This is a genomic window from Nakamurella sp. GG22, assembly GCF_052976845.2.
In genome coordinates, this window is the sequence record NZ_JBRIIO020000005.1 from 43,427 (window position 1) to 59,453 (window position 16,027).

General features: G+C 65.0%; 14 protein-coding genes. 12 read left to right on the forward strand and 2 right to left on the reverse strand.

All coding sequences use genetic code 11. The features are described from left to right. From ACVBEQ_RS07520 to ACVBEQ_RS07555, 8 genes are all read left to right on the forward strand, one after another. Positions 1-582, forward strand: a 582-nt coding sequence (locus ACVBEQ_RS07520) for a dihydrofolate reductase family protein (protein ID WP_447152704.1), incomplete at its 5' end; no start/stop codon positions are given. Between the two features lie 646 nt (positions 583-1,228). Then, the gene (locus ACVBEQ_RS07525) at positions 1,229-2,137 is read left to right on the forward strand and encodes a CapA family protein (RefSeq protein ID WP_447152705.1); all 909 of its coding nucleotides are present in this window, start codon (positions 1,229-1,231) and stop codon (positions 2,135-2,137) included. 710 nt (positions 2,138-2,847) lie between these two features. Continuing rightward, positions 2,848-3,414: a hypothetical protein gene (locus ACVBEQ_RS07530; protein WP_447152706.1), complete on the forward strand. Its 567-nt coding sequence runs from the start codon at positions 2,848-2,850 to the stop codon at positions 3,412-3,414. A 324-nt stretch (positions 3,415-3,738) separates the two neighbouring features. Next, on the forward strand, positions 3,739-4,119 hold the full coding sequence (locus tag ACVBEQ_RS07535; protein ID WP_447152875.1) for a transposase family protein: 381 nt from the start codon (positions 3,739-3,741) through the stop codon (positions 4,117-4,119). Continuing rightward, positions 4,116-4,547: a transposase gene (locus tag ACVBEQ_RS07540; RefSeq protein ID WP_447152707.1), complete on the forward strand. Its 432-nt coding sequence runs from the start codon at positions 4,116-4,118 to the stop codon at positions 4,545-4,547. Before ACVBEQ_RS07535 ends, ACVBEQ_RS07540 begins: the two co-directional genes overlap by 4 nt. Before the next feature lie 301 nt (positions 4,548-4,848). Then, positions 4,849-5,985, forward strand: a complete 1,137-nt coding sequence (locus tag ACVBEQ_RS07545) for a patatin-like phospholipase family protein (RefSeq protein ID WP_447152708.1) — start codon at positions 4,849-4,851, stop codon at positions 5,983-5,985. Positions 5,986-6,078: 93 nt separating this feature from the next. Continuing rightward, positions 6,079-8,877: a M6 family metalloprotease domain-containing protein gene (locus ACVBEQ_RS07550; protein WP_447152709.1), complete on the forward strand. Its 2,799-nt coding sequence runs from the start codon at positions 6,079-6,081 to the stop codon at positions 8,875-8,877. Positions 8,878-8,949: 72 nt separating this feature from the next. Then, entirely contained in the window at positions 8,950-9,453 is a 504-nt protein-coding gene (locus ACVBEQ_RS07555; RefSeq protein WP_447152710.1) for a hypothetical protein, read from the forward strand. 273 nt (positions 9,454-9,726) lie between these two features. On the opposite strand, the gene ACVBEQ_RS07560 is transcribed toward ACVBEQ_RS07555, so the two are convergent. Continuing rightward, a complete protein-coding gene (locus ACVBEQ_RS07560; RefSeq protein WP_447152711.1) occupies positions 9,727-9,960 on the reverse strand; it encodes a hypothetical protein in 234 nt (77 codons plus the stop codon). A 256-nt stretch (positions 9,961-10,216) separates the two neighbouring features. Beyond that, a complete protein-coding gene (locus tag ACVBEQ_RS07565) occupies positions 10,217-10,966 on the reverse strand; it encodes a GntR family transcriptional regulator (RefSeq protein ID WP_447152712.1) in 750 nt (249 codons plus the stop codon). A 168-nt stretch (positions 10,967-11,134) separates the two neighbouring features. Between ACVBEQ_RS07565 and murQ the strand changes: the two genes are divergently transcribed. The 4 genes from murQ to ACVBEQ_RS07585 all read left to right on the forward strand — a co-directional run bounded on the left by murQ (position 11,135) and on the right by ACVBEQ_RS07585 (position 15,969). Continuing rightward, complete coding sequence (gene murQ / locus ACVBEQ_RS07570) at positions 11,135-12,064, forward strand: N-acetylmuramic acid 6-phosphate etherase (protein WP_447152876.1); 930 nt, start codon at positions 11,135-11,137, stop codon at positions 12,062-12,064. Between the two features lie 54 nt (positions 12,065-12,118). Beyond that, the gene (locus ACVBEQ_RS07575; protein ID WP_447152713.1) at positions 12,119-13,450 is read left to right on the forward strand and encodes an MFS transporter; all 1,332 of its coding nucleotides are present in this window, start codon (positions 12,119-12,121) and stop codon (positions 13,448-13,450) included. Positions 13,451-13,505: 55 nt separating this feature from the next. Then, complete coding sequence (locus tag ACVBEQ_RS07580) at positions 13,506-14,672, forward strand: anhydro-N-acetylmuramic acid kinase (protein WP_447152714.1); 1,167 nt, start codon at positions 13,506-13,508, stop codon at positions 14,670-14,672. Positions 14,673-14,811: 139 nt separating this feature from the next. After that, complete coding sequence (locus tag ACVBEQ_RS07585; protein WP_473163167.1) at positions 14,812-15,969, forward strand: MFS transporter; 1,158 nt, start codon at positions 14,812-14,814, stop codon at positions 15,967-15,969. Positions 15,970-16,027: the final 58 nt, after the last annotated feature.

The following is a 16,027-nucleotide window of genomic DNA, read 5'->3' on the forward strand; positions in this document are numbered from 1 at the left end:
CTGGATGGGTCGACAGTCGGATTCCCGGTGGACATCGACCGTTTCTATTCCCTGGCCGGAACCTGGCACGAGGACGTGACCCTGGCAGGAGGCGACACCATCCTGGTGCAGGAGTCGGCGCTCAGCCACGCGCCGCAACCGGGGCCGAATGCCGCCGGGCCGCTGCTCGCGGTGGTGGACGGGCGCGGGCGGGTCACGGTGTGGCAGGCGCTGCTCAACGCGGGCTATTGGTCCGGCGTGGTCGTGCTCCGTGCCGGCGTGAGCCGTCCGCACGGCGGCACGGCGGCTGAGGAGATCGTCACCGGCGCACACCATGTCGACCTGGCCGCGGTACTTGCAGAATTCAAACGCCGGGGTGCGCATATCGTGCGGGTGGACAGCGGCGGCGGACTGACAGGAGCCCTTCTGACCGCACATTTGGTGGACGAGGTCAGTCTGCTGATCCATCCCGTCGTCGCCGGCAACGACCACCGCTGGCACGGCGCCGCAGTACTGCCGCACACCCGGCTCGAGCTGCGCGACTGCCAGCGCTTGGATGGGGACGACGGCCTTGCGTGGCTGCGCTACGACGTGGAGCACTGACGCCGACAAGGCTGCGGCCATCGCATGTTTTTTGCCACGGAATGTGGTTCTTGGCACACATTGCGTGATGTGGCCCGTGGCTGATTCGGGGTGGTGAGCGTTCCGCCATGCAGTGACCGCCTGGCCAGCTCACGACAGCGTCGGGTCCGGCCGCCGGATCGGCAGAACAGTCGACTTCGACCCCCTGTGGACGACAGAAGGACGCCGTACTGGCGTCATACCCATTGCGACTGTGGACGATGACACTTCCGGGACGCCGCCACTGGCAACCGTTAGCGTCGGTACGCTGCTCCGCATGGGGAGGGGACAAGCAGGCACCGGGTTGCTGGTTGCCCTACTGCTGTGCGCTTCCTGCACGGGCGGAACGTTGGGCACCTCCGCTTCGAAGACGCCGTCATCGGTTCCGAGCGCAACAACCCCGGCGACGGTGACAACGGCCGACCCGCCGGTGCCGGCGACGACACCCCGATAGTCCGTGGAGTCGGTGCGTCCCTCGTCTCAACGAGCACCGGCCAGCGCCACACCCGGTGTGAGCACGATCGTCCCGTCGTCGCGTGTGGTGGCCGTGACACCACGAGCTGATCGGCTGGTTCCGGCTCCGGTCGCCGGGCCGGTGGAGAACCCGCCGTGCCGTGGGGTGCGGTGCGTGACGATCGCGGTGTCCGGTGACGTGTTGCTGCACACCCAGCTCATCGAGCAGGCCCGGCAGGACGCCGCAGGCAATGCCAGCAGCACGGTGGACGGGATGGACTTCTTCCCGATGCTGGCCGACCAGCAGCGGTATGGGCAGAGCGCGGACATCGGGATCTGTCACCTGGAGACACCGCTGGCCGATCCGGGCGGGCCGTTCGAGAACTACCCGGAATTCTCCGTCTCACCGCAAGTGCTCCCGGCGTTGACCAAGACCGAGTACGACGCGTGTTCCACGGCCAGCAACCACACCATCGATCAGGGCACGGACGGGTTGGACCGGACCCTGGACGACCTGGACGCGGCCGGCCTTATCCACGACGGCTCGTACCGCACGCGGGCGGGTTCGAAGGTGCCGGTGGTGATCAACACCGAGAACGGGCGGGTCGGTTTCATCTCGGTGGCGTACGGGTTCAACGGCAACGAACCCGACGAGCCGTGGCAGGTGAACACGATTGACGTCGACGCGATCAAGGCCAAGGCGAGGTCGGCCCGGCTGGCCGACCCGGACATCGACTTGGTGTACGGGCACCACGCGCATGTCGTGCAGCCGATGGAGAAAATCAACGGCGGGTGGGCGATCTACGGGTTGGGCAACAACATCGCCGCGCAGCTGGGCAGCGCACCGGGAATGCAACAGGGCCTGCTGGTCCGGGTCCAATTTAGTCAGGACACAAAGGGGGAATGGACGACCACCGACGTGGCGTGGGTGGCGTCCTACCAGGACGTCGGCGCCCCGTACCGGTGGTGCGCACTCACTCCGACCGACACCTGCGGCACCGGAGACGGCACAGCCCTCGCGGAAACCACCGCGGTGGTCAACCAGTGGGGAGCGGACACCGACGGCGCCCACCGCATCAACTAAGCCTCGTTGCTCTGACTCCCCGCCCCAGTGGTGTCAGTGGTCGCAGTCGTTGGTCTGGCACACATTCCGGGATGCTCTCGTAGTCGTCCTCAGGTGGGTGAGTGGTCCGCCATGCTGGGCTGCTCCGGGTGGACCCGCTGACGTCTCGATCTCGTACCGGCCTGTTCCCGCGGCGGGTCTCGCTGATCCCCAGCAGGCGCACCGGCGGTGGCCGGTCGGGCAGCACTTGGTCGGCGTGCGCGACGAACGCATCGTCCGCGATACTAGCCTTCGGGCCGCATTCCACCTTTGCGGACCGGGCTCCTAGTCGGCAAGCAGTTGCCATGCCTGACCAAGCCCCGAACCATTGCGCGGCAATTGGCGTCTGCGCATTCGCGGCTAGGCCAAGTGCGGCTGCACGCTCCATCGTGGCCGCCAATGGGATGACACGCTGGCATGTCCAGCCCGTTGACTGGCGCGAAGAAAGTTACTGCGACTTCCGGAGCCGTTGCCGGTGAACCCATCTCGCGGCAAGCACCCGGGGTCGACACACAGGCCGGCCGGCAGCAAGAATCAGGGTGCATGCAAACAGGTACTATTTGGACGACCACCCCGTATAGGACTAAATGTCCTACGGCAGCGGTGCCGGAGGTCGCTATACCCAGGTCAGGCGGGGAGTTCGGCATCCCGCCGAGCCCGTCTTTCCTACCGGCCGGGGAAAAGGGGACATCATGTTTGATCCTCGATCTACTCATTCCTGCGGTCCGCTGCGGGCGGTCCTGGCATTGGCATTGGCGCTGGCCGCGCCCGGCACGGCGGCGGCGAGCACGGACATCTACCACTACAGGATCTCCGGGCCCAGCGTCTCCGGCTTCACCAACACTTGGGATGGCTGCATTGAAACCGGAACCCAGCTCTCCGCTAGCAGCGTCAACAAAGGGGAAACCTGGGCCACCTATTACCACTACGCCTACAACTACTGCATCGGCGAAGGCACGTCCGTGTACGGCTCCGCGACCCCCACGACCTTCACCGTCGCCGGGAACCTCTCGTCCGCCCATCTCGTCGCAGACATCGGCCTGAGTCACAACACCACCATGGCCATCGATGAGACATTCGCCGCGGTCGGCCCCGCTGCCACCCGGAAGTACTCCAGCTCGTTCACCGCCCCGGACTACCGCTACAGCTACCGTTCCCTGGCCCGCACCCGGGCGGCGGTCGGCACCGGAACCATCTCTCTGGAAAGCGGTTCCATTCAGATGGCCACCTCGGGGACGTTCCAACTGACCCACCTGTAACGCCGACCCGAGCGACAGATACCGTCCAGATCAGAGCGCACCAAGTGGGCATCCCTGAAAACCGTGGAAACTCTGATTGATGTGATGTCGTGATCGGAAGCGAGCGCCGCACGGGGGGCAGGCCATTTTTTTGGCCTGCCCTTGGTGTGTCGTTGGTCGCGGTAAATGGTTCTGGCACACATTCCGTGATGCCGGCCCGGGCTGGCCTGACGCCCGTGTACGTGGTGCTCTGGGTCGGTGGGTCCTCGAGATTGCTGCCGTGTTCTGCTTCCGCATCTGTCGCCGGTGGTGATCGACAGCCTCGGCCGTGTCGACGACGCGGTGGTGGTCGCGGCGCATGGACGGTCGCGAGCGTCGCGTTGCCGGGGGTGCGGTCGGGTATCGACCCGGGTGCACAGCCGCTATCGACGGCGGGTGACTGGTCTCCCTGTTGCGGGGCAGCCAGTCGTGCTGTGCTTGACGGTGCGACGGTTCTTCTGCGACCAGGTCGACTGCCCTGCAGGCACGTTCGTCGAGCAGGTACCAGGGTTGACCGAGAAAAACGGCCGCCGCAGCATTGGCCTGCACGGCGCGTTGGCAGCAATCGAGTTGGCGCTTGCAGGTCGGGCCGGCTCCCGGCTGGCCGGAAGAATGGGTATAGCGATGAGCCGGTCGACGCTGCTCCGCGTGATCCGCGGGCTGCCGGACCCCCAGGTCGGCCGGTGAAAGTGCTCGGTGTCGATGAGTTCGCGCTGCGCCGCCGGCATCACTACGGCACGGTGCTGGTCGATTTGGCCGACGGTCACCGGCCGGTGGATGTGCTCACCGGTCGGGAAGCCGCGGACTTCGCCGACTGGTTGCGCGCCCACCCTGGTGTCGAGGTGATCTGCCGAGATCGGACCGGTGCCCACGCGGACGGCCAGGTACAGCACCTTCAGCATGCCTGTCCGGCTCGCCGGGTGCAGGTCGCGTTGGAAAATGATTGGATCGAGGTCCGGCACGACCGGACACTCGTGGCCCGGCAGACCCGGTCCCTGCACAAGGGCACCGAGGCTGGTGCTGGACTCGTGTTCCGCCGGCTCACCGTACGGCCCACGACGTTGCCCCTAAAGCCAGGATCTCATTTGATAACCGACCTCACGTCGCCTCGGTGAGGATTAGATCGAGATAAGGGTAATCCGGTAATTGAAGGATCAACAATTGATCCCGGTAAGAAATCGGCAACGGAGCGGCCACTCCGGATGGAGATTGGGCGCAGCGTCAGAACTTTTTCAGTGAGCCATTGAGGTAAATTCTACGAGCCGGGACTTTTGGCCCTGTTTTGTCCCAATCAACGGGGAGTGAGATGACGGTAACGGTCTGCACGTAGACCGTCCCGGGGGGCTTCTGCTGTCACGCGCGGCGGCAACCCTCCGACGCCTGCTGTTCCGGCATGCGAGATCGGGAGGTTCTGCCGTGACTACGCGGAAGCAAACAGTCCACACCGCGATCGTCCTGCAAGGCGGTGGTGCGCTCGGGGCTTACGAGTACGGGGTGCTGAAGGCGCTGTACGAAACCCGAGACCAGTTCACACCGGTTGCGGTGACGGGTATCTCGATCGGCGCGGTCACCGCGGCGGTGCTCGGTGGGTCGAAGGGCGATCCGATCGATGCGTTGGACCGATTGTGGCGCGACAAGCTGACGGTGTCTGCGGTGATGCCGCTGCCCCAGCTGATCGACCGGTCACTCGCGGTCCTTGGTGATCGAGGCATGTACCGGTTAGACCGCTGGCAGTTGATGGAAAAGGTCCTCGCGCCGTGGAATCTGACCAGCATCTACGACACCGGGCCACTACGTACAACGCTCGCGGAACTGGTCGACCTCGAGAAACTGAACGGTGAACGTCCGCGGGTTGTCGTCGGCGCCACCGACGTGGAGACAGCTCAGATCAAGTTCTTCGACAGGACCTATGCCGGTGGGCTGACATTTGAACACGTCGCCGCCAGCGGGAGCCTGCCTCCAGGGTTCCCGATGACCGAGATCGACGGTCGGCATTACTGGGACGGCGGGTTGTTCTCCAACACGCCGTTGAGCCCGGCAATCGACGCCCTGGAGGACGTCGACGGCGGCCGAAGAGAGGCGATCCGGGAATTGATCGTCATCGAGTTGTTCCCGATGAACGCCCCCGTGCCTACTAACATGGTCGACGTCATCGAGCGGATGATCCAACTGCAGTACACGAGCAGGCTCAAGCTGGACAAGCACTTCTTCGACAAGGTCGACCGTTTCGTCGATCTCATCGAGACGATCGAGAAGACACTGCCGGCGGACAGCACCATCCGCAACGACCCGCAGTACAAGCAGATGCTCGGCTACCGGAAGATCAACCACTTCAACGTGGTGACCTCCACCATTCCGTTCACCCTCAGCGCGGCCGGCGACTTCTCCCGGGCGTCCATCGATGCCCGCATCAAGGCCGGATACGAGGACGCCATCAAGCAGGGCATCGGTGACGTCAACTCCCCGGGGCTCCGTTTCGACGTCACCGGGTCAACCGACACGGCAGCCGCGATCGATGTCCAACCGCCCGGGACTGCAACCGCAGAGCACTGAGCATCCCCGTAGCGCACTGCCGGCGGGTCTGATCGAGGCGTGAGGCGATCGGCGCAGTCCGCCGGACCATTGCAGGCTCTTTGGAGGCTGGCGATGCCTGTTCCATTCCATGGCGAGGAGTTCACCCTCCACAACCCGGAAGGTTCGGAGGTCCGTGTCCGGGGGTGGGGGAACCAGTTCCATGCTGTCTTCGAGACCCCGGACGGATACACGGTGGTGAAGGACCCGGCATCCGGTTTCTTCCACTACGCGCGACTGTCCGACGACGGCGGCCAGTTGTTGCCGACGGGCGCCCGCGCTGGCACGGACCCCGGCGCTCTCGGCGTACCACCGCACCTGCGGGTCAGCGCGCAGGCAGCGAAACGGTCCGCGGCGACCGCCCGCGACCGGCTGCCCGGAAAGCCGCGCTGGGAGGTCCGCCGTGAGCAGCGCAAGGCGCTGAAGCGTGCCGCAGCGGATTCCGACGCCACCCCCGAAGGCCCGGCGGACCTCCACGCGGGCGGCGCCTTGGGCACCTCGACCGGTCTGTGCCTGCTGATCTTCTTCCCTGACGTACCGGTCACGATCAGCCAGGCCGAGATCCAGAACTTCTGCAACCAAACGGGGTACACCGGTTTCGGGAACAACGGGTCGGTGTCCGACTACTTCTCCAACGTATCCGGCGGAAAGCTGAAGTACACCAACATCGTCACCGCCTACTACAAGAGCAAGCACACCCGCGGCTACTACACCGACCCCGCCATTCCATACGGGACGCGGGCGCAGGAACTCATCACCGAAGCGCTGACCGACCTGAAGGGCAAGGGCTTCGATTTCAGCCGGCTGTCGGTCGACCCGGGCGGCTACGTCTACGCGTTGAACGTGTTGTACGCGGGGCAGGCGGTGAACAACTGGTCCGAAGGACTGTGGCCGCATTCCTGGAGCCTGGGTAACCCGTTCGTCGTCAGCGCCACCAGGACGTTCTTCGATTACCAGATCACCAATATCGGCGACGCGCTGACCCTGCGGACCTTCTGCCACGAGAACGGGCACATGGTGTGCGACTTCCCCGATCTGTACGACTACGGGTACGAATCCTACGGCGTCGGGGACTTCTGCCTGATGTGTTACGGCGGGTCCGACACCAATCCCACCGAGCCGTGCGCGTACCTGAAGTACCGGGCGGGCTGGGCGGCCAAGGTCACCACCCTGACCGCCGGTGTGAAGGCAACACTGACCACCGGCGTCAACGATTTTCTGCTGCACAGACGGAACACCAACGAGTACTTCATCCTGGAGAACCGGCAACAGACCGGGCGCGACGCGTCGCTTCCGGACAGGGGGTTGGCGATCTGGCACGTCGACAAATTCGGCAGCAACAACAACGAGCAGATGACGCCCGCCGCGCACTACGAATGCTCGTTGGAGCAGGCCGACAACCGGTTCGACATCGAGCACGGGTTCAACCTCGGCGACACCGACGACCTGTTCGGTGCACCGACAAGAACCGCGTTCGGTGTCGGCACGTCCCCGGCCAGTAAATGGTGGGACGCGACCGCGTCCGGTTTGGAAATCGTCCAGGTGTCGGCACCTGCCGAGACCATGACGGTGACGACGAAGGGCAAGGGGGGCCAGATCGCGATGGTCAATCAGGTGCACATCAAGACCGCCAACCGCTACTACCTGCAGGCGGTGAACGGCGGAGGTGGGGACGTCACCGCCAAGGGCCCATGGCCCCGCGAGTGGGAGACGTTCGACGTCGTCCCGGTCGCCGGTGACTGGGCCGACGCCACCTCGGGTTCCACCGTGAACCTGCGTACCTGGGATGGCCACCTGGTCAGCATCACCGGGCCGGCCGGGGCGGTCACCGCGACTGGGACCGACGGCACCATCCCGGAGACGCGTTTCGTCCTGGTGTTCCCTGCGGGGGAGCCGGGGCTGCTGGGGCACTACGGTCGTTTCGGGTTACGCGCGGCCAACGGCAAATTTGTCTGCGCGGAAGGCGGCGGTAATGGGGTGTTGGTCGCCAACCGGGCAGCGATGGGCCCGTGGGAGACGTTCGAGGCGATCCGACACCCCGAACCGGCGGACAGTGTTCTCACCACGAGTATCCGGACGGTCTCGAAAGTCGACTTCCTGCAGGCCGTTGGTGGTGGCGGCGCCGACCTCTCCGCCGACAGTCCGTCGCCGGTGGACTGGGCAACGTTCGACATCCTCGCCGCGGACCGCGCTTCCCGCGGCCTGCGGGACGGCGCCCGGGTCAACGTGCGCACCGAGTGCGGGCACTACCTGCAGGCAGAAGGCGGTGGCGGTGGCAAGGTCACGGCCGCCGGCATCTGGCCACGAGAATGGGAAACCTTCACCCTCGTCGTTCCAGGGAAGCGCCTGTGGCTCCGCCCGAACGGACCATTCGGGCTCCGCACTGCCAAAGGCAACTACGTCGAAGCCGACCACGGAGGCGGCGGGATCGTGCTCGCCACCGCCACCACCCTCACACCGGCCGCCACCTTCACGGCAACCAACCAGGCAGAACCGACCAACGCAGCCGTGAACGGAACGGCAACCGCCGGAACAGCCGAGACAGCCACCAACAGCACCCAATTCATCAGACTCGCCGGAGGGGTCGGCAGCTTCCGCACCACCTACCCCGCCACCCTGATCAAGGCGCTGCTGGTGACCGAAGCCCGCGTCGGAACCCCCGGAGCACGGCTCGAGGTCCGCATCGTCGTCGACGGGCAGCCCATGCAACCCGGCGTCGCCGTCCTCACCGACTCCACCACCTATAGCAGCCACACCCACAGCGGCTGGCTCAACGTGCAACCCGGATACCACAACATCGACGTCGAATGGCGAACAACAACAGGCACCGCATACTTCCGCAACAGAACCCTCACCGTGCAGACGCACAGGTGACAGCGGTGCGGGGAAACCGCCTAGCTGCGCTTACCAGCGTTATGAACATTTCGTACGGAAAGGAGCATCAAAATGTCCGCGAACCCGTCCACAATCACCATGCCTCCTGTCAGCAAGGAGCGCTTGAGGAACTGCATTGCCAGCGCCACATTTTGGGCAAGCGAAGAGGCCCTTCTCGCCTTTGCGCATAGGATGCAACGCCGAGCTGATCAGTTGGCTCTTGTAACGGCGGTGCTGGGCGCTGTCACGAGCCTCGCTATCTGGACCACTCTCTCCGGCGATCCTAGCTGGCAGGCCCAGCTTGTGGTATCCGTCGTAGCGCTGGGAACAGCTGCCGCAGCAGCATTCTCGCGGATACGTAACTATGGAGAAGCGGCCGGTAAGGCCAGGGAACTGTCTGGTCAGTACGGAAAAATCCTTGGGGAGCTAGGAGACGCGGAAGCCGTCCAAAACGATCCGCAATGGAAAGACGCCGTACGTAGCCGTGTCGCCGACTTCGAATCCATCAAATCCCGCAAGGATCTACTTGTCCCGTACCCGATGAAGGAGCAAAAAGTAAGAAATCAGCAGAGATAGCGGTTCACCTCTGGGTCACCCGTTGGATGATGCTCCTATTGAACGCGCCGGGTGAACCGAGCTACGATGCGTCGTCTATAGCTGAGCTGACGCCTAACCGGACAACCAAAGAGTTTGAACGCAAGCCGCCGTTCGGGGCCGGGCGGCGGCCCGTTTTGGTCATCCGCAGTCGCTCATCGAGACGTCGCCGCTATCGAGCCTCGATATTGAACCGGACTCGGACTGGGTGGCGTACCAGCATTGGATGACCTGCGGGGGCGCTGCAGTGGTCGCCTAGAGGCCGCGGCCGCGGGGGACGACGCCGTCGGGGTCGGGTGCGTCGTCGGGGTCGCGGTGCGCGGAGAGCCAGTCGCCCCGGACGTTTTGCCATGCAGCATCCGGGAGTTTGACCTTGAGGTCACCGGCGCCGGGGATGGTGTCCAGCATCTTGGCGGACAGTTCATGGATGCCCAGGGCGAGGCTGACGCCGGCGGAGCGGCCCGCCCGGGCGATCTTGACTGCGGGCACTCCGATCTCGATGCGGACGTGGTTCGTGCTCGGCGCTGAGCTGTTTCCGCCAGGCGACCTCGGCGTGGGCGCCGCGAAGCAGCGCGGTGGCCTCGGGCGCAGTGGAGGCGAAACCGTGGCAGCGGTCGCGGGCGCACTGGTGGTCGGCGCCGCTCTTCACCGGGTCGAGGACGTACACCTGCCAGCCTCGGACCAGCGCCCTGTAGACCGGCTGCGAACCGGCGAGGGCAGGTGGCGACTCTGTCACCGGCGGCTGTCAACTGCGAGCGGTATCAAAGGTGACTCGGAGTTGGTACCTATCGCCGCGATACACGGACGTTGCGTACTCGATTGGCGCTCCGGCGGCGAAGGAGAGGCGCTCGAAGCACAACGCGGCCGAGCCCTTGGCTACGCCAAGGAGTTTGGCCGCCGCGGGGCTGGCCGGGTTGGCGCTGATCGTCTGCTCGCCTTCATCCACGACGAGTCCGTAGCGCTGTTCGAGTAGCGCGTAGAGGGACCCGCCGATGAGTTGCTGGTTCAAGAATTCAGGTGTGCGGAACGCCGGCAGATGTGTGCACTCGACCGCGATGGGTTCTCCGTCGGCGAGCCGCAACCGCTCCAGTACATGGACGGGGTCTCCGACCTTCACTGAGAGCTTCTCGGCGAGAAGTGAGTCTGCCGGAAGAACGGCGCGGTTCAGTTCCTGTGAGTCGGGACGCATTCCGCGGGAGCTGATGTCCTCGCTGAAGGACTTCAGCGCGACCGGCATCATCAGCCGCGGCCGGGCAACATACGCGCCGCGTCCCGCGACTCGGTACGCCCGGCCCTCGCTCACCAGTCGGTCGATGGTTTTCCTTGCGGTCATCCGGGCAACGCCGTACCGCTGAGACAGATCACGTTCGGACGGCAACGGGTCATCGAAATGAAGGTCTCGCTCGATCGTGGTCCGCAGGTCCTGGTAGATCTGCGAGTAGACCGGCACCGGCCCGCCGCGGTGCACTCGATCAGACGTCGTTTCAGTTGCCACGGACTGCCTCACCCTTCCCCTTCGATCGCGTCCGTTCCCGACTTCACGTGACCCGAGATGCCGTCGCAGGGCTTGACAGCAACTGGTCTATACCAGACTATACCAACTACGCCGAGAATGTCAGTCACCCGAACCGGACGATCCTCGCCTTCGTGCAGATCTGTTGGGATGGAGGAACTTGTGGTCGATCTGGACCGGCTCACGACAGAGGCGAGCAACGTCAAGTCAGACGACTTGGACATCTTGCCGGTGAGCGCACTGCTGCGGCTGATGAACGACGAAGATCACCGGGTCGCCGGTGCAGTGGCGGCAGCGCTCAACCAGATCGAAGCCGCGGTCGTGCTGGTGGCGGATGCCTTTCGCCGCGGAGGGCGACTGGTTTACATCGGCGCGGGCACCAGTGGGCGGCTCGGGATGTTGGACGCCGTGGAGTGTCCGCCAACGTTCGATACAGACCCGGGTCAGGTTGTCGCGCTGATCGCGGGCGGTGCAAACGCATTCGCAAGGGCGGTTGAAGGAGCGGAGGATTCCCCCGAGCTGGCGCGGCACGACCTGCAGGCTGTTGCGCTCGGATCCGTCGATGTTGTCGTCGGTATTGCCGCATCAGGTCGTACGCCATATGTGATCGGTGGATTGGACTACGCCAGATCCGTTGATGCGGCAACAATTTCAGTTGCGTGCAACCCTGCTGCGCCCATCAGTGCGCACGCCGATGTCGCGATTGAGATCGACAACGGTCCGGAGATCCTCACGGGCTCAACCCGGCTCAAGGCAGGCACCAGCCAGAAGATGGTGTTGAACATGATCAGCACCGCGGCGATGGTGCAGACCGGAAAGGTCTACCGCAATCTGATGGTGGATCTCCGGCCGACGAACGCGAAGTTGGTCACCCGCGCGAAGCGGATCGTGATGACCGCGACAGGCTGCGATGAACACACGGCCGAGGCCGCCTACACCGCCGCCGACGGAAACGCCAAGACAGCGATCGTGATGATCATCGCCGACTGCACCCAGGGCGAAGCCGCCGAGAGACTTCGTCGATCCGGCGGATTTGTCCGCGGCGCAGTCACCGCCGGTGAGACGACTCAGCGACCGTAACCGGATCAAACCTCCGCCACATCTGTGAACCGACTCGTGAGAAAGGCGCCATCTATGTCCGCGACGCACCAGAACATGACCACCGTGGATCCGGCCCAACGGCGCCGAGCGCTGGTCGCCGGTTCTGTCGGTAATTTCATCGAATGGTACGAGTTCGGTGTTTACGGGTTCTTCGCGACCATCATCGCCGCCAATTTCTTCACCGCCGACGGCGGTAGCAGCCTGGAAAGCCTCATCAAGACCTACGCGTCATTCGCGTTGGCGTTCTTCTTCCGGCCCGTTGGTGCGGCACTGTTCGGCCGGCTCGGTGATCGCATCGGTCGCCGCCCGACGCTGATCCTGGTGCTGCTCCTGATGTCCGGTGCCACCGCCTTGATCGGAGTCCTACCGACTTACGCCACGATCGGCGCCGCAGCCCCCATCCTGCTGACGCTGGTCCGGATCCTGCAGGGCCTGTCCGCCGGCGGGGAATTCGGCGGGGCCGTCTCGGTGATGACCGAATTCGCCCCCAAGGGCCGACGCGGATTCTTCGGGTCGTGGCAGTCGTTCACCGTCGCGTTGGGACTGCTGGCCGGAGCAGGCATCGCGGCCATTCTCGGTGGTCTCCTGACCGCGGAGCAATTGAACAGCTGGGGTTGGCGTATCCCGTTCCTGCTCGCGCTGCCAATGGGCCTGGTCGCGCTGTGGCTGCGGCTCAAGCTGGAGGAGACGCCGTCGTTTCAGCGCGTCGAGAAGGACGCCGGGTCCTCCCCGAGCGCGCGACCCGTTGTTGTCACCAAGCCGGGCGCCGGAGAAGTCGGCAGGGCGATCCTGCTCGGAATCGGGCGGTTGATGGGCTGGTCGGCCGCCGGCTACACATTCCTCGTCGTCATGCCGTCATATCTACAGACATCATTGAACGCCACTTTCCAGCAGGCACTGATCGCAACAGTGCTGGCGAACGTCGGGTTCGCTGCCACCATCCTGCCCGCGGGCGTGCTCAGCGACCGGTACGGGCGGCGCCCGGTCATGCTGACCGGCACACTGCTGATCCTTGTTCTTGCGTTACCGCTGTTGAATTTGCTGCAGGACCCGGACGGCAGTCTCACCGTGAAGGGCATCGCGGTATTCGCCGCCGGCGCGGCCGTAGGTCTGATCGCCGGTCCGGGCCCAGCAATGCTGTCGGAGATGTTCCCCACCACCGTCCGCTACACCGGCCTCGGTCTGGCGTACTCATTGTCGAACGCCGTCTTCTCCGGCTCCGCGGGATTGATCATCACCGCACTGATCAACAGCACCGCCAACCTCGACATCCCGGCCTTCTACGTGATGATCACCTGCGCGATCAGCGCCGTCGCGATCGCCACCCTGCGCAAGGATGATCACCTACGAGATCTCAAGGATTGATGACCTCGAGCCGAATCTGATCGTCAGGCAGCCAGTCCCACGGAAGGGTTATCCCATGCGGGTTATCGGCATGATGTCCGGCACCTCACATGACGCTATCGACGCGGTGGCGGCCGATCTCACCGCGGAAGGCGACACTCTGGTTCTGTCACCGCTGGGCATGCTCAGCGAGCCGTACCGGCCGGAGCTGCGGTCCGCGATCGTGGACGCTCTGCCACCCCGTGCGACGACCATGGAGGCGGTCTGCCGTCTGGACACCGAGATTGGCCAGGCGTTCGCCGCACTGGCAGAACGAGCGAATACGGAGCTGTGCGAGGACCGGGCCGAAGTCATCGTGTCGCACGGCCAGACAACGTTCCATTGGGTGCAGGACCATGTTGTTCGCGGAACCCTGCAGTTGGGACAGCCGGCGTGGATAGCAGAACGCACAGGGTGCACGGTCGTCTCGGACCTCCGGTCCCGCGACGTCGCCGCCGGCGGGCACGGCGCGCCGATGGTCAGCGCTTTCGACGTCCTGTGGTTGGGTGCTCGGCCCGGGACGTCGGTGGCCCTCAACCTGGGCGGCATCGCGAACATCACCGTTGTCGGCGGTCAGGAACCCATTGCGTATGACACCGGCCCGGCCAACGCCCTCATCGATGCCGCCGTCAAGCAGCTCACCGGGGGTGAGCAATCGTTCGATCGAGGCGGCGCAATGGCGCGACGCGGGAACCTGGACGAATCACTGCTGCAAGCATTACTTGCCGACCCGTACTATGGCCTTCCGGCACCCAAAAGCACTGGTAAGGAACTGTTTCACGACCAGTATCTGCAGCGGCACCTCGCCGGATTCGGCGAGATCTCGCCGGACGATCTCATCGCAACCCTCACTGAGCTCACCGCACGGACCGTTGCCGATGCCATCACGAAGGCCGGGGCCACCGAAGTCATCGCCTCGGGTGGGGGCACCATGAACCCCGCGCTGATGTCGGCCCTGGAAAACCGCATTGCTCCAGTTCCGCTCTTGACCGCAGAAGACCTGGGCTTATCCAGCTCGAGCAAGGAGGCCTACGCCTTCGCGGTCCTCGGCTACCACACCATGATCGGGCTACCCGCCACGGTGCCAAGTTGCACCGGCGCCCGGCACGCCAGCATCCTGGGAACCATCACCCCCGGGCGGCGCGGTGTCCAGCGGCCCGATGGGCCCCAGCGCACCCTGACCGCGTTGAACATCCGAGGATGAGCAGTCGTCGGGGTTCTCGAGGCGCCGTCACCGACGTACCGCGCGCACGACTGGATGGTGACGCCAGGTTGATCACAGTGACCTACCAGAGGTTCGTTGTAGCGGGCGATACCAAACCGGATGGCACGATTTGTCCTCATTGACAACAGGTTTGCGGCGTATCAACACCAGCGTGGGCTGGTATTTCGCCGGGCTGGGTGCCACCGCCGCGGTGATCCCCGCTGTGCTCCCAGGTGTCGCAGCAGCATTCGTCGTCCCCGTGGAGTCCGTGCTCCCGGCGGTGCCCGCACTGTTCCTGGGGCTGTTCGTGGGTGTCGTCTGCGCCCCGGCACTCGCCCTGCGGGCCACTCTGACCAGCGCGCTCGGCTGCGGGGGAGCGGGCCAGGCCGTCGGTTTGACGCTGGCGGGCGTGGCCGCCAACCCGGCGTGGTTCATCGTCGCGGCGGGAATTGCCGGTGCCGGTTTCGGCGTCGTGGAAAGCGCAGCCACCGCCGTCACCCGGCTGATCAACCATGCCGGCACACCGCGCCGGTTAACCCTCCTGACGGTCATTGTCGGCGTGACCGCCACCATCACGCCCATTGCAGTTGTCCTGCTCGGAGGAATCGGGCTGACCCGCCTCGCGTTGCCCGTCGCCGCCGCGGTCCACGTCATTGCCCTGATCAGGTCCCGCGGCGCGGCACTGCCTCCGCCCGCACGGTCGGCTTCGCCTGCGGCGCCTGCGATTCCGACACCGCGCACAACCCGCGCTGTGGCGATGCTCGGCGCTGCCCTGTTCTTCTACGTGGGCGCGGAAAGCGTCTTAGCTGGCTGGTCCGCGGCAACGATCACCGCCACGCTCGGCACCGACCCGAACATGGCAGCCCTGGGCACCAGCGGCTTCTGGCTGCTGATCACAGTCGGACGTCTCTTGGGCACCCGACTGAACAAACATCTCAGGGCATCCACTGCCACACTGGCGTGCTCCCTGGTGGCCGGGTCCGCGCTGGCACTGAGCGCCGTCCTGGCAGACCGCAGCACTGCCGCCTCGCTGAGCTTGATCGGCATCGCGATCATTTCCTGTGGACCCTGCTACGCGCTGATTCTCGGCGTCGCGGTCACCACGACGTCCCACCGCGTCGCGGTGACAACAGCATCAGCACTGGTCGCTGTCGGCGCTGCAGGCGGGGCCGCGGTTCCACTGCTCACCTTGACGGCCTTCGACGCGCGATCTCCCATCGCCATTGCCGCGATGTCCATGGCCGCAGTTCTGGTCCTGCTCGCTCTTGCCACTCAACGACCACGCCTATTGCAATGATCCGGGGCGACCCCGGTTTGACATTGGGTGCCGTGTCTTCAGTGGCACCGTCGCATTC